The organism is Phenylobacterium sp. 58.2.17 (assembly GCF_026411515.1).
In the GTDB taxonomy this organism is placed as follows: Bacteria; Pseudomonadota; Alphaproteobacteria; order Caulobacterales; family Caulobacteraceae; genus Phenylobacterium.
Window position 1 is genome coordinate 1 of record NZ_JAPMTQ010000002.1, and the last position, 24,418, is coordinate 24,418.

At 68.7% G+C, this 24,418-nt stretch carries 24 protein-coding genes and 1 pseudogene; 14 read left to right on the forward strand and 11 right to left on the reverse strand.

The window, feature by feature from the left end; translation table 11 throughout:
* On the reverse strand, positions 1-669 hold a 669-nt coding region (locus OUA97_RS01790; RefSeq protein ID WP_267230039.1), incomplete at its 3' end, for a glutamate--tRNA ligase.
* A 121-nt stretch (positions 670-790) separates the two neighbouring features.
* On the opposite strand from OUA97_RS01790, the gene OUA97_RS01795 reads away from it, so the two are divergent.
* On the forward strand, positions 791-2,833 hold the full coding sequence (locus OUA97_RS01795) for a ComEC/Rec2 family competence protein (RefSeq protein WP_323690510.1): 2,043 nt from the start codon (positions 791-793) through the stop codon (positions 2,831-2,833).
* A gap of 6 nt (positions 2,834-2,839) precedes the next feature.
* Here OUA97_RS01795 and lexA read toward each other — a convergent pair whose 3' ends face one another.
* The 4 genes from lexA to OUA97_RS01815 form a co-directional block, all read right to left on the reverse strand.
* Complete coding sequence (lexA, locus tag OUA97_RS01800) at positions 2,840-3,535, reverse strand: transcriptional repressor LexA (protein WP_267230041.1); 696 nt, start codon at positions 3,533-3,535, stop codon at positions 2,840-2,842.
* Between the two features lie 132 nt (positions 3,536-3,667).
* Positions 3,668-4,456, reverse strand: a complete 789-nt coding sequence (trpC, locus tag OUA97_RS01805) for an indole-3-glycerol phosphate synthase TrpC (RefSeq protein WP_267230043.1) — start codon at positions 4,454-4,456, stop codon at positions 3,668-3,670.
* A complete protein-coding gene (gene trpD / locus OUA97_RS01810) occupies positions 4,453-5,466 on the reverse strand; it encodes an anthranilate phosphoribosyltransferase (RefSeq protein WP_267230044.1) in 1,014 nt (337 codons plus the stop codon). The genes trpC and trpD overlap by 4 nt, the downstream gene beginning before the upstream one ends.
* A gap of 3 nt (positions 5,467-5,469) precedes the next feature.
* Positions 5,470-6,060, reverse strand: a complete 591-nt coding sequence (locus OUA97_RS01815) for an anthranilate synthase component II (protein ID WP_267230046.1) — start codon at positions 6,058-6,060, stop codon at positions 5,470-5,472.
* A gap of 77 nt (positions 6,061-6,137) precedes the next feature.
* Between OUA97_RS01815 and OUA97_RS01820 the strand changes: the two genes are divergently transcribed.
* The gene (locus tag OUA97_RS01820; protein WP_267230047.1) at positions 6,138-6,338 is read left to right on the forward strand and encodes a hypothetical protein; all 201 of its coding nucleotides are present in this window, start codon (positions 6,138-6,140) and stop codon (positions 6,336-6,338) included.
* On the opposite strand, the gene trpE is transcribed toward OUA97_RS01820, so the two are convergent.
* Both trpE and OUA97_RS01830 read right to left on the reverse strand, forming a co-directional pair.
* Positions 6,335-7,867, reverse strand: coding sequence for an anthranilate synthase component I (gene trpE, locus OUA97_RS01825; RefSeq protein WP_267230048.1), 1,533 nt, complete (start codon positions 7,865-7,867; stop codon positions 6,335-6,337). The two genes, OUA97_RS01820 and trpE, sit on opposite strands and share 4 nt — an antisense overlap.
* Entirely contained in the window at positions 7,864-9,795 is a 1,932-nt protein-coding gene (locus OUA97_RS01830) for a peptidylprolyl isomerase (protein ID WP_267230049.1), read from the reverse strand. The genes trpE and OUA97_RS01830 overlap by 4 nt, the downstream gene beginning before the upstream one ends.
* A 135-nt stretch (positions 9,796-9,930) precedes the next feature.
* Here OUA97_RS01830 and tpiA point away from each other — a divergent pair, with 135 nt between their 5' ends.
* The gene (gene tpiA, locus OUA97_RS01835) at positions 9,931-10,674 is read left to right on the forward strand and encodes a triose-phosphate isomerase (protein ID WP_267230050.1); all 744 of its coding nucleotides are present in this window, start codon (positions 9,931-9,933) and stop codon (positions 10,672-10,674) included.
* Between the two features lie 7 nt (positions 10,675-10,681).
* Here the strand turns inward: tpiA and OUA97_RS01840 are convergent, their stop codons facing one another.
* Entirely contained in the window at positions 10,682-11,095 is a 414-nt protein-coding gene (locus OUA97_RS01840; protein ID WP_267230051.1) for a VOC family protein, read from the reverse strand.
* 32 nt (positions 11,096-11,127) lie between these two features.
* The gene (locus OUA97_RS01845) at positions 11,128-11,643 is read right to left on the reverse strand and encodes a GNAT family N-acetyltransferase (protein WP_267230052.1); all 516 of its coding nucleotides are present in this window, start codon (positions 11,641-11,643) and stop codon (positions 11,128-11,130) included.
* A 110-nt stretch (positions 11,644-11,753) separates the two neighbouring features.
* Here OUA97_RS01845 and secG point away from each other — a divergent pair, with 110 nt between their 5' ends.
* From secG to lpdA, 11 genes and pseudogenes are all read left to right on the forward strand, one after another.
* Positions 11,754-12,200 carry a preprotein translocase subunit SecG gene (gene secG / locus OUA97_RS01850; protein ID WP_267230054.1) on the forward strand — a complete coding sequence of 149 codons (447 nt, stop codon included), beginning with the start codon at positions 11,754-11,756 and terminating at the stop codon, positions 12,198-12,200.
* 155 nt (positions 12,201-12,355) lie between these two features.
* Complete coding sequence (locus OUA97_RS01855; protein ID WP_267230055.1) at positions 12,356-13,996, forward strand: CTP synthase; 1,641 nt, start codon at positions 12,356-12,358, stop codon at positions 13,994-13,996.
* A 136-nt stretch (positions 13,997-14,132) separates the two neighbouring features.
* On the forward strand, positions 14,133-14,489 hold the full coding sequence (locus OUA97_RS01860; protein ID WP_267230056.1) for an MmcQ/YjbR family DNA-binding protein: 357 nt from the start codon (positions 14,133-14,135) through the stop codon (positions 14,487-14,489).
* Positions 14,490-14,582: 93 nt separating this feature from the next.
* Complete coding sequence (gene rpmF / locus OUA97_RS01865) at positions 14,583-14,765, forward strand: 50S ribosomal protein L32 (RefSeq protein ID WP_056018768.1); 183 nt, start codon at positions 14,583-14,585, stop codon at positions 14,763-14,765.
* A gap of 164 nt (positions 14,766-14,929) precedes the next feature.
* The gene (gene eno / locus OUA97_RS01870) at positions 14,930-16,210 is read left to right on the forward strand and encodes a phosphopyruvate hydratase (protein ID WP_267230057.1); all 1,281 of its coding nucleotides are present in this window, start codon (positions 14,930-14,932) and stop codon (positions 16,208-16,210) included.
* A 120-nt stretch (positions 16,211-16,330) separates the two neighbouring features.
* A complete protein-coding gene (locus OUA97_RS01875; protein ID WP_267230058.1) occupies positions 16,331-16,627 on the forward strand; it encodes an FtsB family cell division protein in 297 nt (98 codons plus the stop codon).
* 76 nt (positions 16,628-16,703) lie between these two features.
* The gene (pdhA, locus tag OUA97_RS01880; protein ID WP_267230059.1) at positions 16,704-17,744 is read left to right on the forward strand and encodes a pyruvate dehydrogenase (acetyl-transferring) E1 component subunit alpha; all 1,041 of its coding nucleotides are present in this window, start codon (positions 16,704-16,706) and stop codon (positions 17,742-17,744) included.
* On the forward strand, positions 17,741-19,108 hold the full coding sequence (locus OUA97_RS01885; protein ID WP_267230060.1) for a pyruvate dehydrogenase complex E1 component subunit beta: 1,368 nt from the start codon (positions 17,741-17,743) through the stop codon (positions 19,106-19,108). Before pdhA ends, OUA97_RS01885 begins: the two co-directional genes overlap by 4 nt.
* A 358-nt stretch (positions 19,109-19,466) precedes the next feature.
* Positions 19,467-19,556, forward strand: a pseudogene (locus OUA97_RS01890) (aldehyde-activating protein); the annotation flags it as partial.
* Positions 19,557-19,567: 11 nt separating this feature from the next.
* Entirely contained in the window at positions 19,568-20,851 is a 1,284-nt protein-coding gene (locus OUA97_RS01895) for a pyruvate dehydrogenase complex dihydrolipoamide acetyltransferase (protein WP_267230062.1), read from the forward strand.
* A 14-nt stretch (positions 20,852-20,865) separates the two neighbouring features.
* Positions 20,866-22,266: a dihydrolipoyl dehydrogenase gene (gene lpdA, locus OUA97_RS01900; RefSeq protein WP_267230063.1), complete on the forward strand. Its 1,401-nt coding sequence runs from the start codon at positions 20,866-20,868 to the stop codon at positions 22,264-22,266.
* Positions 22,267-22,296: 30 nt separating this feature from the next.
* Here the strand turns inward: lpdA and OUA97_RS01905 are convergent, their stop codons facing one another.
* Together OUA97_RS01905 and OUA97_RS01910 are read right to left on the reverse strand one after the other, a co-directional pair.
* Positions 22,297-22,701, reverse strand: a complete 405-nt coding sequence (locus tag OUA97_RS01905) for a DoxX family protein (RefSeq protein WP_267230064.1) — start codon at positions 22,699-22,701, stop codon at positions 22,297-22,299.
* A 47-nt stretch (positions 22,702-22,748) separates the two neighbouring features.
* The gene (locus OUA97_RS01910; protein WP_267230065.1) at positions 22,749-24,302 is read right to left on the reverse strand and encodes an AMP-binding protein; all 1,554 of its coding nucleotides are present in this window, start codon (positions 24,300-24,302) and stop codon (positions 22,749-22,751) included.
* Between the last annotated feature and the right edge of the window lie 116 nt (positions 24,303-24,418).

A 24,418-nucleotide genomic window follows, 5' to 3' on the forward strand; every position in this document is an offset into this window, starting at 1 on the left:
CACCCCCCCCCCCCCCCCCCCCCCCCCCGCCCCCCCCCCCCCCCCCCCCCCCCCCCCCCCCCCCCCCCCCCCCCCCCCCCCCCCCCCCCCCCCCCCCCCCCCCCCCACGGCGAGGTTGTAGGTCGGGGTGCCGTCCGAGCGCAGCAGGATCAGGTCGTCCAGCGTCTTGTTCTGGAAGGTGACCGAACCCTTGACCTGGTCGGCGATGATCGTTTCGCCTTCGAGCGGGCTCTTGAGGCGCACGACGTAGGGCTGGGCCTCGTCGTAGTTGCCGGCGTCGGCGCGGTCGCGCCACGGCGAGCGGATGACGCGGCCCTCGGCGCGTGCGGCCTCGCGCTCGATCTCCAGTTCCTCGGGCGTCATGTAGCAACGATAGGCGCCGCCGTTGGCCAGCATCTGCGCCACGACTTCACGATGGCGGTCGGCGCGGGCGAACTGGAACACCGGCTCGGCGTCGGGCTTCAGGCCCAGCCAGTCGAGGCCGTCGAAAATGACCTGCACCGCAGCGTCCGTCGAACGCTCGCGATCGGTGTCCTCGATGCGCAGCAGGAACTGGCCGCCGGTGTGTTTTGCGTAAAGCCAGTTGAAAAGCGCCGTCCGGGCCGTGCCAATGTGCATGGAGCCGGTGGGGGAGGGGGCGATCCGGGTGACGACGGGACGGTCGGACATCGAGGTTGGGGCTATGACTGCAGCAGGCGCGCCTGACGTGCGCGCGGCGCCTCTTAACACGGTCATTTCCCGACGTCCTAGTTTTCGCCGCATCGCAACATGGTTTGTCGATCAAGCCTCCGTGCAATCGGTCAGCCTGTGGACGCCGGTCGCGTTCGGGTGCGGGGCCGCGATCTACCTGTCGCTGCCGGCCGAACCGCTCGCGCTGGTGGCGTACGTCACACTGTTGTCCGCGGGCCTGCTGCTGCTAGCGGCCTCCCGGCTCAGCCTTGGCCGGCCGGCCGTCGTCGTTCTGGTTCTGGCCGCTTTCGCGCTCGGCGGCTTCGCGGCCGCCAAGCTGCGGACGCAGACCGTGCGGGCGCCCATTGCGCCGGCCGGGGGCGGCGTGCGGCTGATCGAAGGTTTCGTCGTCGATGTGGCGAGCCCCGGCCAGGGCGGTCCGCGATTGCTGGTCGCGCCGATCCGAATATCTGGCCTCGTCCCCGATGCGACGCCGATCCGGATCAGAATCACCTTGCGTGAGAATGACCTGCTGCCGGCGCCCGGGTCGGTCATTTCGGTGAAGGGGATGATCAATGCGCCCCCGCCGCCGGCCAGCCCCGGCTCCTACGATTTCGCGCGCGATGCGTTCTTCGACGGGGTCGGCGGGGTCGGTTTCGCGCTGACCGAGGTCCGGTCGATTGAGGCTGCGCCGCCGCCCTGGCGGCTGGCGCTGGAAATGAAGGTCAACGCCGTGCGCTGGGCCCTGGCCAAGCGCATCGTCGGGGAGATGGGCGTCGAAAGCGGCGGTCTGGCCGCCGCCATGATCACCGGGCACGAGGCCTTCGTGCCCAAGGAACAAGTCGAGGACCTGCGCGCGTCGGGCCTGGCGCACATCATCTCGATCTCGGGCCTGCACATGGCCATCGTCGGCGGGTTCGCCTTCGCCTCTGTGCGGCTGGGGATCGCGGCCTGGCCATGGGCGGCGCTGCGGGTGTCGTCGAAAAAGGTCGCGGCCGCCGCAGGCCTGTTCGCAGTCATGCTCTATCTGGTGATCTCAGGCGCTCCGGCTCCTGCCGAGCGTGCGGCGATCACCGCGGGGGCCGCCTTCCTGGCGATCCTGGTCGACCGCCGAGCGATCAGCCTGCACACCCTGGCCATCGCCGCCCTCGTCATCCTGGCGCTGCAGCCGGAAGCCGTCGCCGCGCCCGGGTTTCAGATGTCGTTCGCGGCCACTGCGGCGCTGGTGGCCCTGGCCGAGGCATGGCCGCGTCCGGCGAAGGAGATCAACACGCCCTGGCCGATACGCGCCGCGCAGGCGATCGGCGTCTGGACCGCCGCCAGCATCGGGGCGAGCTTCGTCGCGGGTCTGGCGACCGGGCCGTTCGCCATGCAGCACTTCAACCGGGTCTCGACCTTCGGGCTCGTGGCCAACCTGCTCACCGCGCCGATCTCGTCGTTCCTGATGATGCCGGCTCTGGCGATCGGCGCGGTGCTGGCGCCGCTGGGGCTCGGCGGCGCGCCCCTAGCCGCGGCCGATCTCGCGATCGACACCATGAACATGATCGCGTCCTGGGTGGCGGCGATGCCAGGCAGTCAGCGGATTTTCGCCAGCGCGCCGGCCTGGACCCTGCCGGCCGCCTTCATCGGCGTGTTGTGGCTCTGTCTGTGGAAGGGGCCGCTGAGATGGCTGGGGCTGCCGCTGGCCCTGGCCGTCTGGCTCTGCCCGCGGCCCCCGGCGCCCGACGTCTGGATCTCGTCCGATGGGGCCGCGGCCGCCGTGCGGCGCGGCGACGAGGCGGTGCTGTTGCGGCCGGACGCCAAGCTGTTCGCGGCCGAGCTATGGGCCAGGCGACGCGGCCTGACCGTGGGGGAGGAGTCTGCGCGCGAGGCCGGCTACGACTGCGATCGATGGTCCTGCGCGCCGCGGCAGGCGAGCGGCGACCCGCGGGTCGCTACGATCTTCACGCGCCGGGCTTCGACCATCGAGAAGAAACAGCCCCTGTTTTGCCAGTGGGCCGAGGTCGTGGTGGTTCGCGGCGCGGCCGCACCTTGCCCGATGGCGCTCACACTCACTGAAGCCGACTTCACGCGCGGCGGCTCAGCCGAGCTCTACCGCACCGCCGACGGCTGGCGGATCGTGTGGGCGCAGGACCTGCGCGGCCAGCGGCCCTGGAGCCGCTGAGGCGGGTCAGTGGTAGCGGCGGATCAGGCCGACCAGGCGGCCCTGCACCTGCACTTGGTCGGGCCCAAAGATGCGGGTCTCGTAGGCCGGGTTCGAGGCCTCGAGCGCGATCGAGGCGCCCTTCTTGCGCAGGCGCTTGAGGGTGGCTTCCTCGCCCATCACCAGGGCCACGACGATGTCGCCGGAGTTGGCGGTGTCGGTCTTGCGGATCACCACGTAGTCGCCGTCGAGAATGCCGGCGTTGATCATCGAGTCGCCGGCGATCTCGAGCACGAAGTGCTCGCCTGCGCCGAGGATGGTCTCGGGCACCGGAATCCGGTCGCGCTCCTGCTGGATCGCCTCGATCGGGGTACCGGCGGCGATGCGGCCGAGGATCGGCAGTTCGCGGGTGTCGTTGGCGATCGGCATCAACGGCGCATCGCCGGCGCCCTCGACCAGTTGCGGCTTGAAGGGGGCGCGGCCCTTGGGCGGCGCGGCGGTGGTCGCCTGCTGCGGCAGCTTCACCACTTCCAGCGCGCGGGCCCGGTGGGGCAGGCGGCGCAGGAAGCCGCGCTCCTCCAGCGCCGTGATCAGCCGGTGAATGCCCGACTTCGAAGCCAGATCCAGCGCTTCCTTCATCTCGTCGAACGACGGCGAGACCCCGGTTTCCTTGATCCGCTCATGGATGAACATGAGAAGTTCGTGTTGCTTGCGGGTGAGCATGGCTGTCGTGCCCTTGAGAACAAAGCGCTAACGTCACGAATGTTCTCTAGGTGTTCTGGGTTAATGTCAAGTTACCGTGGAGCCTTTGAAAAGCCAGGCGTTTTCGGTCGCTTGAGGTCGCCCGGGACCGACTCAGCCGAGCAGGGCGCGGGTCGCGGCGGCGACGTCGGCCTGGCGCATCAGGCTCTCACCGACCAGCATGGCGCGCGCGCCGCAGCGCTCCAGCCGGGTGACGTCCAGCGGCGTGAAGATGCCGCTTTCGGTGACCAGTAGGGCATCGGCAGGCGCGGCGCCCGCCAAGCGCTCGGTGATCGCCAGGTCGGTCTCGAAGGTGCGCAGGTTGCGGTTGTTCACCCCGACCAGGGTGGCGCCCAGCTTGCCGGCGCGGAGCATCTCGTCCTCGTCGTGGACCTCGACCAGGGCGTCCATGCCGAGGCGCGCGGCCTCCGACATCAAGTCGGCGGCCAGGGCGTCGTCGACCATGGCCATGATCACCAGGATGGCGTCAGCGCCCAGAGCGCGGGCCTCCACGACCTGCCATGGATCGACCAGGAACTCCTTGCGCAGGGCGGGCAGGGCGACGGCCTCGCGCGCGGCGGTCAGGAAGGCGTCGGCGCCCTGGAAGCTGGGGCCGTCTGTAAGCACTGAGAGGCAGGCCGCGCCGCCGGCCTCGTAGGCGCGGGCCAGGGCCGGCGGATCGAAGTCCTCACGGATCAGGCCCTTGGACGGCGAGGCCTTCTTGATCTCGGCGATCAGGGCCAGCCTGCCGGGCGCATGGGCGCGTTCGAGCGCGGCGCGGAAACCGCGAGGCGCGGAGGCGGCCTGGGCTGCGGCCTCGAGGTCGGCGAGCGTGCGCAGGGCTTTGCGCTCGGCGACTTCGGCGCGCTTGTAGGTCGCGATCTTGTCGAGGATGTCGCTCATGCCGCGGTCACCTCGATCAGCTTGTCCAGCGCGGCCTTGGCGCGGCCGTCGTCGATGATCTGGCCCGCCAGTTCGACGCCCTCGCGCAGGGTTTCGACCCGCTCGCCGACCAGGAAGGCGGCGGCGGCGTTGAGCAGCACGATATTGCGATAGGCGCCCTGGGCGCCGTCCAGCAGCTCGCGCAGGGCCACGGCGTTCTGGGCCGGGGCGCCGCCGGTCAGGTCGGCGAGCGCCGAGCGCGGCAGGCCGACCGCCTCGGGCGTGATCGTGAACAGGCGGACCTGGCCGTCGCGGTATTCGGCGACGCTGGTCTCGCCCGTGGTGGTCATCTCGTCGAGACCGCCGCCGTGCACGACCCAGGCCCGTTCGGCGCCCAGCGCGCCGAGCACGCGGGCCAGCGGTTCGACCCAGCGGTCGGCGAAGACGCCCATCACCTGGCGCTGGGCGTGGGCCGGATTGGTCAGCGGGCCCAGCAGGTTGAAGATCGTGCGGAAGCCAAGGTCAGTGCGGATCGGGGCCACGTGGCGCATGGCGCTGTGGTGGGCCGGGGCGAAGAAGAACGCGACATTGGCCTCGTCCAGCGCGCGCAGCTGCTGCTCGGCGGTGGCCGCCAGGTTGACGCCCAGCTCGGTCAGCACGTCGGCGGCTCCTGAACGCGAGGAGACCGCCCGGTTGCCGTGCTTGGCGATCTTCAGCCCGCCGCCAGCGGCGACGAAGGCGACCGCGGTGGAGACGTTGAGCGTGTGCAGGCCATCGCCGCCGGTGCCGCAGACGTCCATGACCTGGAACGGATGGTCCAGGGTGACGGCGGCCTTGCGCATGGCCCGGGCGCAGGCGGTGATTTCGCCGGTCGTCTCGCCGCGCATGCGCATGGCGGTGACGGCTGCGGCGACCTGGGCCGGGGTCGGCTCGCCGCGCAGGCAGGCGGCGAAGAACTCCCCGGCGTCGTCTTCGGTCAGGGTCCCGCCGTCCGCGAGGCGGCCCAGGAGCGGCTTGAAGGCGTCGGACATGTCTTAGGCGTCGACCAGGGGCGGGACGCCCGCGAGCTTCAGGAAATTGGCCAGCATGGCGTGGCCGCCTTCCGTGGCGATGGACTCGGGGTGGAACTGCACGCCGTGCACCGGCTTGGTCCTGTGCTGGAAGCCCATGACCTCGCCGTCTTCGGTCCAGGCGATGACTTCCAGCACCGCCGGCATGGTCGAGGGCTCGACCGAGAGGCTGTGATAGCGGGTTGCGGTCACCGGGTTGGGCAGGCCCGCGAAGATCCCTTTGCCGGTGTGTTCGATCGGGCTGGTCTTTCCGTGCATGATCGCCTTGGCGCGCACCACCTGGCCGCCATAGGCCTGGCCGATCGCCTGGTGGCCGAGGCAGACGCCGAGGATCGGCATGTCGTCCGGCGCAGCGGCCAGCAGGTCCAGGCAGATGCCGGCCTCGTTGGGGGTGCAGGGGCCGGGCGAGAGCAGCACGCCCTGCGGCTTCAGGCCCAGCGCTTCTTCGACGCTCAGCGCGTCGTTGCGATAGACGAGCGTCTCGGCCCCCAGCTCGTTCAGATAGTGAACGAGGTTGTAGGTGAAGCTGTCGTAGTTATCGATCACCAAGATCATAAGGGTTCTCTAGGCTCGGCCCGCCCCGACGCCAAGCCCCGATTGCCTGGGCCGCGCGTTGGCGGGATGCTGTGTCCATGACGCCTGCCGATTCCGCCCTCGACCCGGACCAGATGGCCTATGCGCGCAGCTTGCTGCGGGCCCCGGTCCAGCGCGAGCGGGCCTGGCCGGCCCTGGGCGCTGCGGCTTTCGCGGCCGTGGCGGCGCTGGCGCTCGCCGCGGCCATGATCACCGCCCCGCCCGTGACGACCACCCACGTGGTCGACCGCGCAGACTAGACGAAGCGCCAGGACTCCTCGGCGGCGCGGCGCAGGGCGCGGGCCTTGTGCAGGGTCTCGTCGTACTCGGCGTCCGGATCGCTATCGGCGACCACGCCGCCGCCGGCCTGGACGTACATCTGGCCGTCCTTGAAGCAGGCGGTGCGCAGCACGATGCAGGTGTCGACCGAGCCGTCGGCGCCGAAGTAGCCGACCGCGCCGGCATAGGCGATGCCGCGCTTTTCCAGCTCCAGCTCGTCGATGATCTCCATCGCCCGCACCTTCGGCGCGCCCGACAGGGTGCCGGCGGGGAGGGCGGCCATCACCACGTCGATCGGATCCAGGCCTTCGGGGGCGTCGCCCTCGACGTTGGAGACCAGGTGCATGACGTGGCTGTAGCGCTCGACGAAGAAAGAGTCGGTGACCCGCACCCGCGGCCCGCGGGCGATCGGCTGCGGCTCGTTGGCGCCCTGGTTCTTCAGCATCGCCACGCGGCCGACGTCGTTGCGGCCGAGGTCGAGCAGCATCAGGTGCTCGGCGCGTTCCTTGGGGTCGGCGACCAGCTCGGCCTCGAGCGCGCGGTCCTCCTCGGGCGTTGCGCCGCGGGGCCGGGTGCCGGCGATCGGCCGGATGGTGATCTTGCCGTCGCGCAGCCGCACCAGGATCTCAGGGGACGAACCGGCCAGCTGGAAGTCGCCGAAGTTCATGTAGAACAGGAACGGCGAGGGGTTCATGCGCCGCAGCGAGCGGTAGAGCGCGAACGGGTCGTGCGCGAAGGGCGCGCGGAACCGGTGGCTGGGCACGACCTGGAAGATGTCGCCGGCCAGGATGTAGTCCTTCGCCCGGGCGACGATGCGGTGATAGTCCTCGCGGCTCACCGGGGTGGTGAAGCGGTCCGGCTCGGGCTGGGCCGCGCCGGTCAGCGCCGGGGCCGGATTGCGCAGGTCGGCGGCGACCTCGGCCAGCCGGGCCTGGGCGTCTTCGTAGGCGGCCTTGGCGGTGATTTCCGACGGGCGGACCGTGGTGACCAGGATGATCTCCTGGGCGATGGCGTCGAAGATCGCCACCATCGAGGGACGGATCATCAGCCCGTCGGGCAGGTCCAGCGGGTCAGGATTGATGTTCGGCAAGCGCTCGACCAGCCGGATCATGTCGTAGCCGATCGCCCCGAACACGCCGGCCGACATCGGCGGCAGGCCCTCAGGCAGGTCGAGCCGCGAGCGGGCGACCAGGTCGCGCAGCGAATCCAGCGCGCCGCCCGCCTGGGTCTGGAACCGCCCGGCGGCGATGTCCGGGCCGACCGCGATCTCGGCCTGGTCGCCGCGGCACTTCCAGACCAGGTCCGGCTTCATGGCGATGACCGAGTAGCGGCCGCGGTGGGCCCCGCCCTCGACCGACTCGAACAGGAAGGCGTAGGGCCGACCGTGAGCGATCTTCAGATAGGCCGAGACCGGCGTCTCCAGATCGTCGATGAGCCGGGTCCAAACGACCTGCGGCGCGCCCTGAGAGTACTTCGCCTCAAAGTCCGCAAACGCAGGATCGATCGTCACTTCGCCTTCTCCGTCTTGGCCGCCGGTTCAGCGGCCTTTCCCTTTTCGATCGGCGCCAGGCCCAGGGCCGCGCGCGCCTTGTCCGGATAGACCTTGGCCTTCACCTCGGTGCGGGCGGCCTTGCGGGCGTCGGCCCCGAGGTCGCGGAACAGCGCCATGGTCAGCTGCGGGCGCACGTCCTCGGTGATGCGGGCCAGGGTCGGGCCGCTCGGGGCGCGGACCGCCTCCAGCTTGCCGACGATCAGGCCAAACTGCGTGCCTTCGGCGGTGAAGACGTCGCCCTGCTTGCCGCTGAACGCCTTGCCCAGCGCGTCGCGCGACAGGGCGGTGCTTTGCGCCGCGTTCTGGCGGTCGAGGTTGGTCACGTGGACCACCTTGGCGCCGGCCGAGGCGGCCACCGCGTCCAGGCTTTCGCCCTTCCTGACCCGGGCGGCCAGCTCGTCGGCCCGCGCCTGCATGGTCTTGACCAGCTCGCGCATCATCCAGAAGCGGGTCAGCTGCGGCTTGACCTCGGCGAGCGGCGGCAGCGCCTTGGGGATGACGCGCTCGACCCGGATGGCGAAGTACTGGCCTTCGCCGGCGTCCTGGACCTCGCTCTCGCCGCCGGCCGGCAGGCTGTAGGCGAGCTCAAGCATCTTCGGGGTCAGGCCCGCCACCGGCTGGCCCTGCTGGCCCTGGCCCTGCTGGGTCACCGGGCCGATGGTGAAGGTCGGCACGCCGGCCTTCTTGGCGGCTTCGACGAGGTTGGCGCCGTCGGCGCGGGCGTCCTCATAGGCCTGGCTGAGGGCGTAGACCTTCTCGGCGGCCGCGTCCTTGCGGACCTCGGCCTCGATCTGCGGGCGGACCTGATCGATCGTGACGACCTGGCCCGGGGTCACCTTGGCCACCTTGACCACGGCCATGCCCAGGTCGCCCTGGATGACCGAGACCTGGCCTTCCTTCAGGGCGAAAGCGGCGGCGCCGACGCGCTTGTCGGCGATCGCCGATTGCGGCTTGTCGGCATAGTTGATGGCCTCGACGCCGGTGGACTTGGCGATGGCGGCGGGATCTTCGCCCTTGGTCAGGCGCGCGGCGATCGCCTGGGCGGCGGCGGCGTCCTTGGCCGGGATCTGGATCAGGGTGCGGGTTTCGGGACGCGACAGCGTGTCCTTGCGGAAGTCGAAGCGCTTCTGGACCTCGGCCGGATCGACCTTCACCTCGCCGACCTGGGCGGGGGTGAAGGCCACCACGGTCAGGACCCGGAACTCCGGCAGCGTCATGCGGTCGGCGTTTTCCTTCATGAAGGCCTGCAGCTGGGCGTCGGTCGGCTGGGCCGGCTGGGCCACGCTGCGCGGATCGATCATGAAGTAGCCGACGTCGCGGGCCTCCATCTCGTAGATGGCGGTCAGGGCGCCATAGGCCCGCGGCACGCGCAGGCCGTTCACCATCGCCGCGGCGGTGTGGGATTCGGCGATCTGGTCGCGCAGCAGGGTCTCGAAGCGGGCCGGGGTCAGGCCGTTCTCGCTGAGGCGCTGCTGGTAGAGCGCCTTGTCGAAGGCGCCCGACACCTGGTCGAAGAAGGCGGGGATCTTGCGCAGCTCCGATTCCATCAGCCGGTCGGAGGGATGGATCCCGATCTTGCGCAGCATCTCGCCGAACGACTCGCGGGTGGCGATCTCCTCCATCAGCCGACGGTCGAGGCCGGCCTCGACGGCCTCCTCGATGGTGATCGGCCGCTTGGTCTGTTCCTCGGCGCCCTTGCGGAAATTGTCGAACTCGCGCCGGAAGTCAGGCCCGGACACGTGTCGCGACCCAGCCTTGACGACATCGTTGGTGTAATTGCCCTGGAAGGCATCGTTGACGCCGAAGATCGCGAAGCTGACGACCAGCAGGCCGATCAGCACGGCGGCGACCCAGGATTTGGCGAATTGTCGGGTGGCGGACAGCATTTGACCCTACCGGAGCCCCTTCGGCGCGAATGTGGAACGGCGGGTATAGTGGAGGCCGCTTCCCCCCCGCAAGCACGTGACAGAAGAAGCCGCATAGCTTAACGGCCCTGCGACCCACGAAATGCGAGGCAAGACATGACTTCTCCGACCCCTTTGATCGCCGGCAACTGGAAGATGAACGGGGTCGCCGCGTCGCTGGCGGAGGCGCAGGCGGTGGCCGCCGGCATCCAAAGCGCCAAGGCCCGCGTGGCGATTTGCCCGCCGGCGACGCTGGTCGCCCGGGCGGCTGCGGCGCTCGAAGGCGGCAAGGTGCTGGTCGGCGGCCAGGACTGCCGCGCGGAAGTCTCCGGCGCCTTCACGGGCGACGTCGCCGCCGAAATGCTGGCCGATGCGGGCGCAACCCTGGTGATCCTCGGTCACTCCGAGCGCCGCGCCGGCTATGGCGAGACCGACCAGGTGGTCGCCGCCAAGGTGGGGGCGGCGCTCCGCGCGGGCCTGGAGCCGATCGTCTGCGTCGGCGAGACCCTGGCCGAACGCGAAGCGGGCGACGCGCTGAAGATCGTGACAGGGCAGGTGAGGGGCTCGCTGCCGGCGGAGCTGGCCGGCAAGGCCTTCTGCGTCGCTTATGAGCCGGTCTGGGCCATCGGCACCGGCCTGACCCCGACCACCCCGCAGATCGAGGAAGTGCACGTCGCGATCCGCGCGACCCTGGTCGAGATGTTCGGCGAGCCCGGAAAGAGCGTGGCCATCCTGTACGGCGGCTCGGTGAAGCCGTCGAACGCGGCCGAGATTCTCGGAGCGGCCGAGGTCGGCGGGGCGCTGGTCGGCGGTGCGTCGCTGAAGGCCCAGGACTTCCTGGGCATCATCAACGCCATCTGAGACCCGCTCAGTCGGGCGGGCCCTTCAGCTCGACGGTGTTGCCTTCGGGGTCCTTGATGTAGATCGAGGGCCCTTCGCCGTCGGCTCCGAAGCGCGGCGCCGTCTCTCCGATCTCGACGCCGTAGACGGCCAGATGGGCGCGGATGGCGGCCTCGTCGAACGGCCGGACCACCAGGGCGAAATGATCGAGATTGCGCCCATCGGGGCCGGGCGCAGGTCCTCCCTGACGGCCCAGCTTGCCGTCTACGGTCACCAGGTCGATCAGGGACGCGCCGACGCGCATGTGGGTCATGCCCAGGTCCGGGCGGTCCCATTCGACGGGGCAGCCGAGGACGTCGCGGTAGAAGGCGACCATCTTCTGCTTGTCGACGATGCGCAGGACGATGTGGTCGAGGCCGGCGGTCTGGATCGGATGGCTCATGCCGTTCTAGTTAAGCCGCCCGCCAGCCGTTGCTAGAGCAATAGTCCGAACAGGCGGCAGTCGCGATGTTCACCGTCGCGCAGGACATGGCCGCGCAGCAGGCCTTCTTCCTCGAAGCCGAGCTTCTCCAGTAGGGCGTCCGAGCGCAGGTTGCCCAGGTGCGTTCGGGCCGAGAGCCGCCGCAGGCCCATCGTCGCGGCATGGCCGACGACCGAGCGCATGGCCTCCAGCGCATAGCCCTGGCCCCAGGCCCCGCGCCCCAGCATGAAGCCGATCTCCGCGCGCTTGTGCCAGCGGTCGATGTCGGAAAGATCGCAGGCGCCGAGGAACGTGTCGCCGTCCAGGGTGTGGATGGTCCAGTGCACCGCCTTGCCGGCGTCGGCCGCGGCGACCTGACCTTCGACGATGACCCGAACCAGGTCGGGGTCGTCGACCTCGGCGATGTCCCAGTGGGCCATCACTTCGGGGTCGCTCAGCAGCGGAAACAACAGCTCGGCGTCCAGCGGCCTCAGCGGTCGCAGACTGAGGCGTTCGGTTTCCAAAATCATGACCTTGTCCGAGCGATGCGACGCGCTAGCTATGGCTTTACGCGCTGCCTGGTGGTAGATCGCGCGCTTCATTTCGGAGCGGGGGACCGCCCGAAGTCATTGGATACGTCATGCTGCTCGGCATTCTGCTCACCATTCACGTCATCGTCTGCATCGCCCTGATCGCTGTGGTTCTGCTGCAACGGTCCGAAGGCGGCGCCCTGGGCATGGGCGGGGGCAACACCGGTTTCATGACGGCGCGCGGCGCCGGCGACCTGCTGACCCGCACGACCTGGATCCTCGGGGGCGTGTTCTTCGTGCTCAGCCTGGCGCTGACGATCCTGGCCGGCCAGGAGCGCGGCGCCTCGTCGGTCGTCGACCGCATCAAGGTCCAGGGCCTCGACCCGAACCAGCTGAACCAGCCGGCCGCCCCGCAACCGGCGGCCCCGGCCGCCCCCAGCGATGCGCCCGCGCCGCTGAGCGCGCCGACTCCGCAGGTCCGCAGCCCCTTCGAAGCGCCGGCCGCGCAAGTTCCGGCCGCGCCGCAGACCGCCCCCGCGGCGCCGTCCAACCCCTAAGCCCCGTTATGATCGTGAGCCCCACTGAAAAGCCGCTTCGGCGGCTCGTTCGGCGTTTGTGCGCGCCGCATCTCGCAGAACCCTGCTCGCAATCCACAGGGTTTGGCGAAACGCCGCAGGGCGCCCGACGCGAATCGGAGGTAATCTGAACGCCCATGGCCCGGTACATTTTCATCACCGGCGGCGTGGTCTCCTCCTTGGGAAAAGGTCTCGCGTCCGCCGCCCTTGGCGCGCTCCTGCAGGCTCGCGGCTATAAGGTCCGCCTGCGCAAGCTCGACCCCTATCTGAACGTCGATCCGGGGACGATGAGCCCCTATCAGCACGGCGAGGTCTTCGTGACCGACGACGGGGCGGAGACCGACCTCGACCTGGGGCACTACGAGCGCTTCACCGGTGTGAACGCCACCAAGGCGGACAACATCACCACCGGTCAGATCTACAAGACGATCATCGAGAAGGAGCGCCGCGGCGACTATCTCGGCGCGACGGTGCAGGTGATCCCGCACGTCACCGACGAGATCCGCAACTTCGTGCTCTCCGATCCGGGCGAGGGCGTCGACTTCGTGCTGGTCGAGATCGGCGGCACGGTCGGCGACATCGAAGGCCTGCCGTTCTTCGAGGCGATCCGCCAGCTCGGTCAGGAACTGCCCCGCGGCCACGCCTGCTACATCCATCTGACCTTGCTGCCGTACATCAAGACGGCCGGCGAGATGAAGACCAAGCCGACCCAGCACTCGGTCAAGGAGCTCCGCTCGATCGGGATCCAACCGGACATCCTGCTTTGCCGTTGCGAGCAGCCGATCCCGGCCGGCGAACGCCGCAAGATCGGTCAGTTCTGCAATGTGCGGGAAAGCGCCGTGATCCAGGCGATGGACTCGCCGAACATCTATCACGTGCCGCTCGACTACCACGCCCAGGGGCTGGACCGCGAAGTGCTGTCGGTGTTCGGCATGCTCGACACCGCGCCGGCGCCCGACCTGTCGCGCTGGCAGTCGATCTCCAACACCCTGACGCATCCGGACGGCGAGGTGAACATCGCCGTCGTCGGCAAGTACACCGGTCTGACCGACGCCTATAAGTCGCTGGTCGAGGCGCTGGTGCATGGCGGCGTCGCCAACAACGTCCGCGTCAAGTTCGACTGGATCGAGGGCGAGGCCTTCGAGCGCGAGGAGGGGCTGATCTCCGAGCGCCTGACCGGGGTCCACGGCGTTCTGGTGCCGGGCGCTTTTGGCGAGCGCGGCTCGGAAGGCATGATCCGCGCTGTCCGTTTCGCGCGCGAGCACGAGATCCCGTACTTCGGCATCTGCTTCGGCATGCAGATGGCGATGATCGAGGCGGCGCGGAACCTGGCCGGCATCAAGCAGGCCTCGTCCACCGAATTCGGCCCGACCTCGGAGCCGATCGTCGGGCTGATGACCGAGTGGGTGCGCGGCAACGAGCGCGAGACCCGCACGGCAGGCGACGACCTGGGCGGCACCATGCGCCTGGGGGCCTATGAGGCGGTGCTGACGCCCGGCTCCAAGGTCTCGGAGATCTATGGCTCCAGCACGATCAGCGAGCGTCACCGCCACCGCTACGAGGTGAACATCAGCTATCGCGCCGCGATCGAGAACACCGGCCTGTCCTTCTCCGGCCTCTCGCCCGACGGCGTGCTGCCGGAAATCTGCGAGCGCAGCGATCACCCGTGGTTCGTCGGCGTCCAGTTCCACCCGGAACTCAAGAGCCGCCCGTTCGACCCGCACCCGCTGTTCACCGGCTTCATCGGGGCGGCCAAGGAGCGCAGCCGCCTGGTCTAGGCATTTCTCCCTCCCCCTTGCGGGGAGGGGAGCCCGCGTAGCGGCCGGGGTGGGGCTGGGCGCTTCGGTCCCCACCCTCGTCGCTTCGCGCCGATCCACCCTCCCCATGAAGGGGAGGGACGGTTAGGCTCCAGCCATGCTCACCCGCGACGACGTCCGCCGTATCGCGCTGGCCCAGCCGGAGGCCTATGAGGCCGACCACCACGGCATGCCGTCGTTCCGTGTCGGCAAGAAGATCTTCTGCACGATCCACCAGGACCTGCCGCGGGCGATGCTCAAGCTCGACCCCGAAGACCAGCGCAACCTGAGCGAGGGCAGGCCCGGGGTGATCGAGCCGGTTGCGGGCTATTGGGGCAAGAACGGCTCGACTTTCGTGTGGTTCGAGCGAATCGATGAGGCCGACTTGGTGGGCCTGATGCGCATGGCCTGGGCGCAGGTGGCGTCCAAGGCCTTGCAGGCGAACGTTTTGCACGGGATTCACAAGGGCGGTTGAAACCGCGGGCGTTTTCCGGCATACACCCGCGCTCACGTCGGCGGCCGCCCGTTCGGCCGCCTTCTCCATTTTCTACGCCTGCGAGATTTTCCGATGGCCGTTCCGAAGCGAAAAGTATCCCCCTCGCGGCGCAACATGCGACGCTCGCACCACGCGCTGGGCGCCAACTCCTATGTCGAAGACAAGGAAACCGGCGAACTGAAGCGTCCGCACCACGTGGACCTGAAGACCGGCATGTACAAGGGCCGCCAGGTCATCACGCCGAAGGCCGACTAAGCCATCGACGTTCCGGCGCATCGCGCGCCGGCGAGTTTCGAAAGCCCCCGTCCGGGATGCCGGGCGGGGGCTTTTGCATGGCCCCATACGGCTGGCGATTTGCTCACGCGGGCGAAGGTGGCTAAACGAACGCGCGCCTTTCCGCCTGAAGACCTGGAGCTCCCATGACCGAAATCATCGACATCACAGCCCGTGAAATCCTGGATAGCCGCGGCAATCCGACGGTCGAGGTCGATGTCGTCCTGGAAGATGGCTCGATGGGTCGCGCGGCGGTCCCGTCCGGGGCCTCCACGGGCGCGCACGAGGCGGTCGAGAAGCGGGATGGGGACAAGAGCCGCTATGGCGGCAAGGGCGTCCTGCAGGCCGTCGAGGCCGTCAACACCGAGATCTACGACGCGCTGTCGGGCTTCGACGCCGAAGACCAGCGCCGCCTGGACCAGCGCCTGATCGAGCTGGACGGCACGCCGAACAAGGCCCGCCTGGGCGCCAACGCCATCCTGGGCGTCAGCCTGGCGACCGCCAAGGCCGCGGCGATCAGCGCCGGCCTGCCGCTCTATAAGTACGTCGGGGGCGTCTCGGCCCGAGTGCTGCCGGTGCCGATGATGAACATCATCAACGGCGGCGCCCACGCCGACAACCCGATCGACATTCAGGAATTCATGATCCTGCCGACCGGCGCGCCGACCTTCGCCGAAGGCCTGCGCATGGGCGCGGAGATCTTCCATGGCCTGAAGAAGGCCCTGAAGGACGCCGGCCACAACACCAACGTCGGCGACGAGGGCGGCTTTGCGCCCAATATCGGTTCGGCCGAAGAAGCCCTGGCCTTCATCGTCAAGGCGGGCGAGGCGGCCGGCTACAAGGCCGGTTCGGACTTCCAGCTGGGCCTCGACGTCGCCTCGACCGAGTTCTTCAAGGGCGGCAAGTACGTGCTGGAAGGCGAGGGCAAGACCCTCGATCCGGCCGGCATGGTCAAGTACCTGGAAGGTCTGGTGAAGAACTTCCCGATCGTCAGCATCGAGGACGGCGCCGCCGAGGACGACCTGGAGGGCTGGAAGCTGCTCACCGACGCCCTGGGCGGCAAGGTCCAGCTGGTCGGCGACGACCTGTTCGTGACCAACCCGGCGCGCCTGTCGATGGGCATCGACAAGGGCCTGGCCAACTCCATCCTGGTCAAGGTCAACCAGATCGGCACGCTGTCCGAGACCATGGACGCCGTCGAAATGGCTCACCGCGCCGGCTACACCTCGGTGATGAGCCACCGTTCGGGCGAGACCGAGGATTCGACCATCGCCGACCTGGCGGTCGCCATGAACTGCGGTCAGATCAAGACCGGCTCGCTGGCCCGTTCGGACCGCACCGCCAAGTACAACCAACTGCTGCGCATCGAGGAAGAGCTGGGCGACCAGGCGATCTACCTCGGCGCCAAGGCGCTGAAGCAGCGCTAGGACGGCTCACGTCTCGGCGGGCAGGATTTTTCGCATCCGGCCCGCCGAACCGGTGTTTGTAACCGGAAATTAAGCACGTTTGCGTGAGATGTCGCTGATCAGGAGTCCTGGATTTCGACCGTGTTCGCGCGCTTCCGCCCATATCTGCCGACTGCGGCGCTCGTACTCCTGATCCTCTATTTCGGGTTCCACGCCTTCACGGGCGAGCGTGGCCTTCTGTCTTCCACGCAAAGGGATGCGGCGCTCGCCGCCAAGTCCAAGGAGCTCGCCGAGCTGCGCGTCCAGCGCCAGGACCTGGAGGCCCGCGCCAAGCTGCTGCGCGACACAAGCCTCTCTGCCGATCTACTGGAAGAACGTGCCCGTTCCCTGCTAGGTTTCGGGCATCCGAACGACTATGTGGTCCGCGTGAAGCCCTAGGGCGGATTCGTTCGTTCATAAACGACCCGAAAGCGTGGAATTTAACCGCGCAAAATCATTCCTACGGGAGAGACAGATGGCGCGTGGGCAAACCAGCTCCGCAGCTAAGCGAAAGAGCAATGACTCGGACGGCGGCGCCGTAGGCGCCGTGAGCAAAGACGAACTGCTCAAGTACTATCGCGACATGTTGCTGATCCGCCGCTTCGAGGAGCGGGCCGGTCAGCTCTACGGCATGGGCCTGATCGGCGGCTTCTGCCACCTCTACATCGGCCAGGAAGCGATCGCGGTCGGCGTGCAGGCGATCAAGGAGCCCGGCGACCAGGTCATCACCGGCTACCGCGACCACGGCCACATGCTCGCCTGCGGGATGGATCCGCGCGAGGTCATGGCCGAACTGACCGGCCGGGCCGGCGGCTCGTCGAAAGGCAAGGGCGGGTCGATGCACATGTTCTCGACCGAAGCGGACTTCTACGGCGGCCACGGCATCGTCGGCGCGCAGGTCGCGCTCGGCACCGGGCTGGCGCTGGCCAACCACTATCGCGACAACAAGAAGGTCTCGTTCACCTACTTCGGCGACGGGGCGGCCAACCAGGGGCAGGTCTACGAGAGCTTCAACATGGCTCGGCTGTGGAACCTCCCGGTCGTCTACGTGATCGAGAACAACCAGTACGCCATGGGCACCTCGATCGAGCGGTCCTCGTCCGAAACCCATCTCTACAAGCGCGGCTCTTCGTTCCGGATCCCGGGCGAGGAGGTCGACGGCATGGACGTGCTGGCGGTCAAGGCCGCGGCCCAGAAGGCCGCCGACTACGCCCGCTCGGGCGAGGGGCCCTACATCCTCGAGATGAAGACCTACCGCTACCGTGGTCACTCGATGAGCGACCCGGCCAAGTACCGGACTCGCGACGAGGTCGACGAGGTGCGCAAGACCCGCGACCCGATCGACCACGTCCAGGAACTGCTGGAGAAGAAGGGCTGGGCCGACGAGGCCGCGCTCAAGGCGATCGACGCCGAGGTGAAGGCGATCGTCGCCGACGCCGCCGAGTTCGCCCGCACCTCGCCCGAGCCGGAACCCTCCGAACTCTACACGGACGTCTACCTGGAGGCCGCTCAGTGACCGACGTCCTTATGCCTGCGCTTTCCCCGACCATGGAGGAAGGCACGCTCGCCAAGTGGCATGTGAAGAAGGGCGACGCCGTCCGTTCGGGCGACGTGATCGCCGAGATCGAGACCGACAAGGCGACCATGGAGGTCGAGGCCGTCGACGAAGGGACTATCGAGGAGATCCTGGTCCCCGAAGGCTCCGAGGGTGTGAAGGTGAATACGCCGATCGCCCGTCTGTCGGGCGACGGCGCGCCGGCCGCCGCTCCCGCTCCGCCCGCGGGCGAGGCGGAGAAGGCCGCGCCTGTCACCGCGGAGGCCCAGGCGGAAGGCGCCGCGACCGCCCCGGTGGCTCCGAAGGTCGAGCTGCGCGATCCCGAGCTGCCGGAAGGCGCCAAGCTGGTGAAGACCACTATCCGCGACGCCCTGCGCGATGCGATGGCCGAGGAGATGCGCCAGGACGACAAGGTGTTCCTGATGGGCGAGGAAGTCGCCCAGTACCAGGGCGCCTACAAGGTCAGTCGCGACCTGCTGCAGGAGTTCGGCGACAAGCGCGTCATCGACACCCCGATCACCGAGTACGGCTTCGCCGGCCTTGGCGTCGGCGCGGCCATGGCGGGGCTGAAGCCGATCGTCGAGTTCATGACCTGGAACTTCGCCATGCAGGCGATCGACCACATCATCAACTCGGCGGCCAAGACGCTCTACATGTCCGGCGGGCAGATCAAATGCTCGGTCGTGTTCCGCGGCCCGAACGGCGCGGCGGCCCGCGTAGGCGCCCAGCACAGCCAGGACTATTCGGCCTGGTACGCCCAGGTCCCGGGCCTGAAGGTCGTCGCCCCCTATGACGCGGCCGACGCCAAGGGCCTGCTGAAGGCGGCGATCCGCGACCCGAACCCGGTCGTCTTCCTCGAGCACGAGATGATGTACGGCCAGGAGTTCGACGTTCCCGAGGACGTCGACTGGGTGGTGCCGATCGGCAAGGCCAAGGTCCGCCGTGAGGGCAAGGACGTCACCATCACCGCCCACTCGCGGATGGTCGGCCTGGCCTTGAAGGCGGCCGAGGAACTGGCGGCGGAGGGCATCGATGCCGAGGTCATCGACCTGCGCACCCTGCGCCCGCTCGATCACGAGACCATCGTCGAGAGCGTGAAGAAGACCAACCGACTGGTCACCGCCGAAGAAGGCTGGGGCCCGATGGGCGTCGGCGCCGAGGTGGTGGCGCGGGTGCTGGAGCATGCCTTCGACTACCTGGATGCGCCGCCGGCCCGCGTGCACCAGAAGGACGTGCCGTTGCCTTATGCGGCCAACCTGGAGGCCCTCTCGCTGCCCTCGGTCGAGGACATCGTGAAGGCGGCCAAGGCGGTCGCCTACAAGTGATGACCGGCCGCGCATGACCACGCTCGCCGGCCACTGCCACTGCGGCGCGATCCGGGTGGAGCTCGAAACCGGCAAGCCGGCGGGTGAGCTTCCTCTGCGGTCCTGCCAATGCGGCTTTTGCCGGCGGCACGGGGCCATGACCACCAGCGACCCGGACTGCCGGCTCAACATCGAGGCGGCGCCGGGATCGCTCAATCGTTACCGATTCGGGCGACGAGCGGTGGAAGCCCTGCTGTGCGAGGAGTGCGGCGTCTACGTCGCCTCGGTCATCGAGATCGAAGACAGGATGCTCGCCACCCTGAACGTGGCGGGCGTCGCCCTTGACGGGTTCACTGGCCGCTCTGGTGAACCTGTCGCCCATGACGACGAAACTGACGAGGACAGGCTGGCCCGGCGAAAGGCGCGCTGGACGCCCACCGTGCTTGTCGAAGCCTCGCCCAGCGCATGAGAAGCTTGAAGATGTCCATTGATGTTCTGATGCCCGCGCTCTCTCCGACCATGGAAGAGGGCACGCTCGCCAAGTGGCACGTGAAGAAGGGCGACAAGGTCTCGTCCGGCGACGTGATCGCCGAGATCGAGACCGACAAGGCGACCATGGAGGTCGAGGCCGTCGACGAGGGCGTGGTCGAGGACATCCTGGTGCCGGAAGGGTCGGAGGGCGTGAAGGTCAATACTCCGATCGCCCGCCTGAGCGGCGACGACGCGGCCGCCGCGCCGCCGGCGCCCAAGGCTGCGACGGCGCAGACGGAGGCTCCGAAGGCTGAGCCCGCCAAGGCCGAGGCGTCCAAACCCGCTCCGGCGCCGGTTGCGGCGGCGCCTGCGTCCGCTCGCGCCTCGGGCGAACGGATCTTCGCCTCGCCGCTGGCGCGGCGGATCGCCGAGCAGAAGGGCCTCGACCTCGCCCAGATGCAGGGCTCAGGCCCACACGGGCGGATCATCAAGCGCGACGTCGAGGGCGCGACGCCCCAGGCCGCCAAGCCGGCCGCCGCCGCGGCTGCGAGCGCCGCGGCGCCGCGTCAGGCGCTGAGCCTGGCCCAGATGGGCATTCCGGACGGCAGCTACGACCTCATTCCGCTGGACGGCATGCGCAAGACCGTCGCGCGGCGGATGACCGACAGCTTCCGGGACGTGCCGCACTTCCCGCTGACCATCGACCTGGAGATCGACGGCCTGCTGTCCAGCCGCGCCAAGATCAACGCCATGCTGGAGAAGCAGGGCGTGAAGGTCAGTGTCAACGACCTGGTGATCAAGGCCGCCGCCGTGGCCCTGAAGCAGGTGCCGGAAGCGAACGCGTCGTATTCGCCCGAAGGCATCGCCATGCACCACAACGCGGACATCGCCATGGCCGTGGCGATCGAGGGCGGCCTGATCACCCCGATCATCCGCAAGGCCGAGACCAAGGGCCTGGCCCAGATCGCGGTGGAGGCCAAGGACCTCGCCGAGCGGGCCCGCACCCGCAAGCTGAAGCCGGAAGAGTTCCAGGGCGGCACCTTCTCAGTCTCGAACCTGGGCATGTTCGGCATCAAGTCGTTCGGCTCGATCATCAACGAGCCGCAGGGCTGCATCCTGTCGGTGGGCGCGGGCGAACCGCGGCCGGTGGTCAAGAACGGCCAGTTGGCGATCGCCACGGTGATGACCGTCACCTTGTCATGCGATCACCGCGTGGTGGACGGCGCGACCGGCGCGCGCTGGCTGCAGGCCTTCAAGGCCCTGATCGAAGATCCCATCACGATGATCGTCTGAGGAAGCAGTAAGTCATGGATTTCGACGTCATCGTCATCGGCTCGGGCCCGGGCGGCTATGTGACCGCCATCCGCGCCAGCCAGCTGGGCTTCAAGACCGCCATCGTCGAGCGCGAGGCGCTGGGCGGCGTCTGCCTCAACTGGGGCTGTATCCCGACCAAGGCCCTGCTGAAGTCCGGCGAGGCCTATGAGAACCTCAGCCACATGGCCGACTACGGCCTCAAGATCGAGAAGGCGAGCTTCGACTTCAGCAAGATCATCGAGCGTTCGCGCAAGGTCGCCGGCCAGCTGAACTCGGGCGTCGCCTTCCTGATGAAGAAGCACAAGATCGAGGTCATCGAAGGCGTCGCCAAGCTCGAAAAGGGGCAGGGCGCGCCCAAGGTCGCCGTGGCCTTGAAGGCCGGCGGCGCGCGGACGCTGCAGGCCAAGCACGTGATCCTGGCCACCGGCGCGCGGGCGCGCACCGTCCCGGCGATCGGCATGGAGCCGGACGGCGATCGCGTCTGGACCTATCGCGAGGCGATGGTTCCGAAGGCGGCCCCGAAGTCGCTCATCGTCATCGGGTCGGGCGCCATCGGCATCGAATTCGCCAGCTTCTACCGGGCGTTGGGCTCGGACGTGACCGTGATCGAGGCGCTGCCGCGCATCCTGCCGGTCGAGGACGAGGAGGTCTCCAAGACCGCCCACAAGGCGTTCGAGAAGCGTGGCCTGAAGTTTCGGGTCGGCGCCAGCGTCAAGAAGCTCGCCAAGTCCAAGACCGGCGTGACCATCGAGCTGGAGGCCGGCGGCAAGACTGAGACGCTGGAAGCCGAAATCGCCATCGTCGCCATCGGCATCGTCGGCAATGTCGAGGACCTCGGCCTTGAGGCGCTGGGCGTGAAGATCGAGAAGACCCACGTGGTCACCGACGCCCACGGCGGGACCGGCGTGCCCGGCCTCTACGCGATCGGCGACGTCGCCGGCCCGCCATGGCTGGCGCACAAGGCCAGCCACGAGGGCGTGCACTGCGTCGAGCACATCGCCGGCCTCAAGCCCAACAACCTCAGCTCGCCGATCCCCGGCTGCACCTATTCGACTCCGCAGATCGCTTCGGTCGGGTTGACCGAGGCCCAGGCCAAGGAACAGGGGATCGAGGCCAAGGTCGGCCGCTTCCCGTTCAAGGTGAACGGCAAGGCCATCGCCGCCGGCGAGACCGAGGGCTTCGTGAAAACCGTGTTCGACGGCAAGACCGGCGCGCTGATCGGCGCGCACATGATCGGCGCGGAAGTCACCGAGATGATCCAGGGCTTCACCCTGGCCATCACCCTGGAGGCCACGGAGGAGGAGGTGTTCGCCACCGTCTTCCCGCACCCGACCCTGAGCGAGGCGATGCACGAGGCCGCGCTCGACGCCTACGGGCGCGTTCTGCACATCTGACGTAGGTGAGGGCGCTCTGGCGCCCTCAAACTACAGCCGTCGGCGGCGACCGCGGCGCATGGCGTCGAGGCTCCAGGCGCCGCCGCCGGCGAACACCAGATAGAAGAAGACGAAGCAGAACAGGATCGCCGGCTCGCCGCCGTTGAGCGCCGGCCAGAATCCCTGCGAGGCGTGGGCGATGAAGTAGGCCGCCGCCATCTGCCCCGAGCAGACGAAGGCCGCCAGCCGGGTGAACAGCCCCAGCGCCAGCAGGCCGCCGCCGATCACCTCGATCCAGGCCGCCGCCAGCAGCATCATCGGCAACGGATCGGGGGCGCCCGGCTGCGGCGCGGGGAAGTGAAACAGCTTCATCAGCCCATGCTCCATGAAGAGCAGGGCCGCAATGATGCGCAACAGACTCAGCACCCGCGGCGCCCAGGCCTCGAGGTTCGGCATGGCAGTCCCTCCCAATCGGCGCCGGACGCGGCGCGATGCCGTCGGGATCAGGCGGCGCGGCGCCCGTCAGCCTCCGCCATCCGCATGATCGCCACATAGTCGGTCTTGCCGGTGCCGAGCACCGGGATCTCGGTCACCCGGATGATCTTGCGCGGCACCGCCAGCTCTGGCGCCCCTATGGTCTGGGCGTGGGCGACCAGCGGGCCAGGATCGGCGTCGCGGCGGTCGGTGACCAGCACGAGGCGCTCGCCCTTCTTGGGGTCGGGCATGGCGATCACCGCGTGGCGGCTGTCGGGCCAGACGGCGGTGGCGATGTCCTCGGCGGCAGTCAGCGAGACCATTTCGCCGCCGATCTTGGCGAAACGTTTCACCCGCCCGAGGATCTTGATCCAGTTGTCGTCAGTGATGTCGACCACGTCGCCCGTGTCGTGCCAGCCGCCGGGCGGCGGCTCGAGGCCGTTCTCGGTGAGATAGCCGGCCATAACGTTGGGGCCACGGACGTACAGGCGGCCGCCGCCCGGGATGCCTTCGACCTTTTCCAGCTTGATCTCCATGCCTGGCAGCAGGCCGCCGACAGTGCCGCGACGGTTGTCGGTGGGCTTGTTCACGGCGATCACGGGCGAGGCCTCGGTCGCGCCGTACCCCTCGAGCACGGGGATGTCGCCGAAGCGGTCGCGGATCAGGTTATGGGTTTCGTCGCGCACCTTCTCGGCGCCGCAGACGATGAACTTCAGGCCCGACAGCTCATCGCGCTCGGCGGCGCGGGCGTACTGATTGAGGAAGGTGTCGGTCGCGAACAGGATCGAAGCGCCGGTGTCCTTGATCAGCGGCGGGATCTGCTTGACGTGCAGCGGCGACGGATACTCGAACGCCTTCATGCCCTTCAGCAGCGGCAGCAGCACCCCGCCGGTCAGGCCGAAGCAGTGGAAGGTCGGCAGGGGATTGAACATCACCCACGACGGGTCGAGCGGGATGTGGGCGGCGACCTGCTCGACATTGGCGATCAGGTTCGACTGGCTGAGGATCACCCCGCGCGGCGCGCCGAAGCTGCCGGAGGTGAACAGGATCACGCCCGGGTCCGACGGCTTGGTGGCGGCGCGGAAGCGCTTGGGGAAGGCGCCGGCCGCAGCCGCGAACACTTTGTCGGACAGGCCGACCGTCTCGCGCACGTCTTCGAGATAGGTGACCGCCGCCAACGGCTCCAGGGCGTCGATCAGGTCGTGCAGCTTGCCCTGCTCGATGAAGCGGTGGGAGGTGAGCACGCGCTTGACCCCGGCCAGTTCGCAGGCCGCCTTCAGATTGCGGATGCCGGCCGTAAAGTTGAGCATCGCCGGGGTGCGGCCGAAGGCGTGCAGGGCGAAGAAGGTGACGACCGCGCCGGCGCTGGCCGGCAGCATGACGCCGACGCGCTCGCCTTCGGTGGTCATGGCCGCGATCTTGCGCCCGAGGGCGAACGAGGCGCGGATCAGGTCGGTATAGGTGAGCGGCTTGCGCTCCTGGTCTTCCAGGATCGGCTTCTTGGCGCCGTAGGTGGCGCGAGCGTCGACCAGCGCATCGAAAAGTGAGCGCTCGCACGAACGCGGATCAAAAGAACGCGACAAAGGCGAAAACCTCCCCGAACGTCTCGCCGATTATTGTTGGGCGCGAGCCTATCGCTGACGCCGGTGGTTGAAAAGATGCGTAACAGGTCGTGAGCTTCGGCCTGCGCGTCAAGTGC

What these genes read in the sequence shown, in the direction of transcription:
- OUA97_RS01860 (WP_267230056.1), top strand. Translation starts at nt 14,133, where the DNA reads ATGCTCACCCGCGACGACGTCCGCCGTATCGCGCTGGCCCAGCCGGAG.
- trpD (WP_267230044.1), bottom strand. Translation starts at nt 5,466, where the DNA reads ATGTCCGACGCCTTCAAGCCGCTCCTGGGCCGCCTCGCGGACGGCGGG.
- pdhA (WP_267230059.1), top strand. Translation starts at nt 16,704, where the DNA reads ATGGCGCGTGGGCAAACCAGCTCCGCAGCTAAGCGAAAGAGCAATGAC.
- lpdA (WP_267230063.1), top strand. Translation starts at nt 20,866, where the DNA reads ATGGATTTCGACGTCATCGTCATCGGCTCGGGCCCGGGCGGCTATGTG.
- OUA97_RS01895 (WP_267230062.1), top strand. Translation starts at nt 19,568, where the DNA reads ATGTCCATTGATGTTCTGATGCCCGCGCTCTCTCCGACCATGGAAGAG.
- rpmF (WP_056018768.1), top strand. Translation starts at nt 14,583, where the DNA reads ATGGCCGTTCCGAAGCGAAAAGTATCCCCCTCGCGGCGCAACATGCGA.
- OUA97_RS01815 (WP_267230046.1), bottom strand. Translation starts at nt 6,060, where the DNA reads ATGATCTTGGTGATCGATAACTACGACAGCTTCACCTACAACCTCGTT.
- tpiA (WP_267230050.1), top strand. Translation starts at nt 9,931, where the DNA reads ATGACTTCTCCGACCCCTTTGATCGCCGGCAACTGGAAGATGAACGGG.
- OUA97_RS01845 (WP_267230052.1), bottom strand. Translation starts at nt 11,643, where the DNA reads ATGATTTTGGAAACCGAACGCCTCAGTCTGCGACCGCTGAGGCCGCTG.
- OUA97_RS01840 (WP_267230051.1), bottom strand. Translation starts at nt 11,095, where the DNA reads ATGAGCCATCCGATCCAGACCGCCGGCCTCGACCACATCGTCCTGCGC.
- OUA97_RS01830 (WP_267230049.1), bottom strand. Translation starts at nt 9,795, where the DNA reads ATGCTGTCCGCCACCCGACAATTCGCCAAATCCTGGGTCGCCGCCGTG.
- secG (WP_267230054.1), top strand. Translation starts at nt 11,754, where the DNA reads ATGCTGCTCGGCATTCTGCTCACCATTCACGTCATCGTCTGCATCGCC.
- trpC (WP_267230043.1), bottom strand. Translation starts at nt 4,456, where the DNA reads ATGAGCGACATCCTCGACAAGATCGCGACCTACAAGCGCGCCGAAGTC.
- OUA97_RS01855 (WP_267230055.1), top strand. Translation starts at nt 12,356, where the DNA reads ATGGCCCGGTACATTTTCATCACCGGCGGCGTGGTCTCCTCCTTGGGA.
- lexA (WP_267230041.1), bottom strand. Translation starts at nt 3,535, where the DNA reads ATGCTCACCCGCAAGCAACACGAACTTCTCATGTTCATCCATGAGCGG.
- OUA97_RS01905 (WP_267230064.1), bottom strand. Translation starts at nt 22,701, where the DNA reads ATGCCGAACCTCGAGGCCTGGGCGCCGCGGGTGCTGAGTCTGTTGCGC.
- OUA97_RS01820 (WP_267230047.1), top strand. Translation starts at nt 6,138, where the DNA reads ATGACGCCTGCCGATTCCGCCCTCGACCCGGACCAGATGGCCTATGCG.
- eno (WP_267230057.1), top strand. Translation starts at nt 14,930, where the DNA reads ATGACCGAAATCATCGACATCACAGCCCGTGAAATCCTGGATAGCCGC.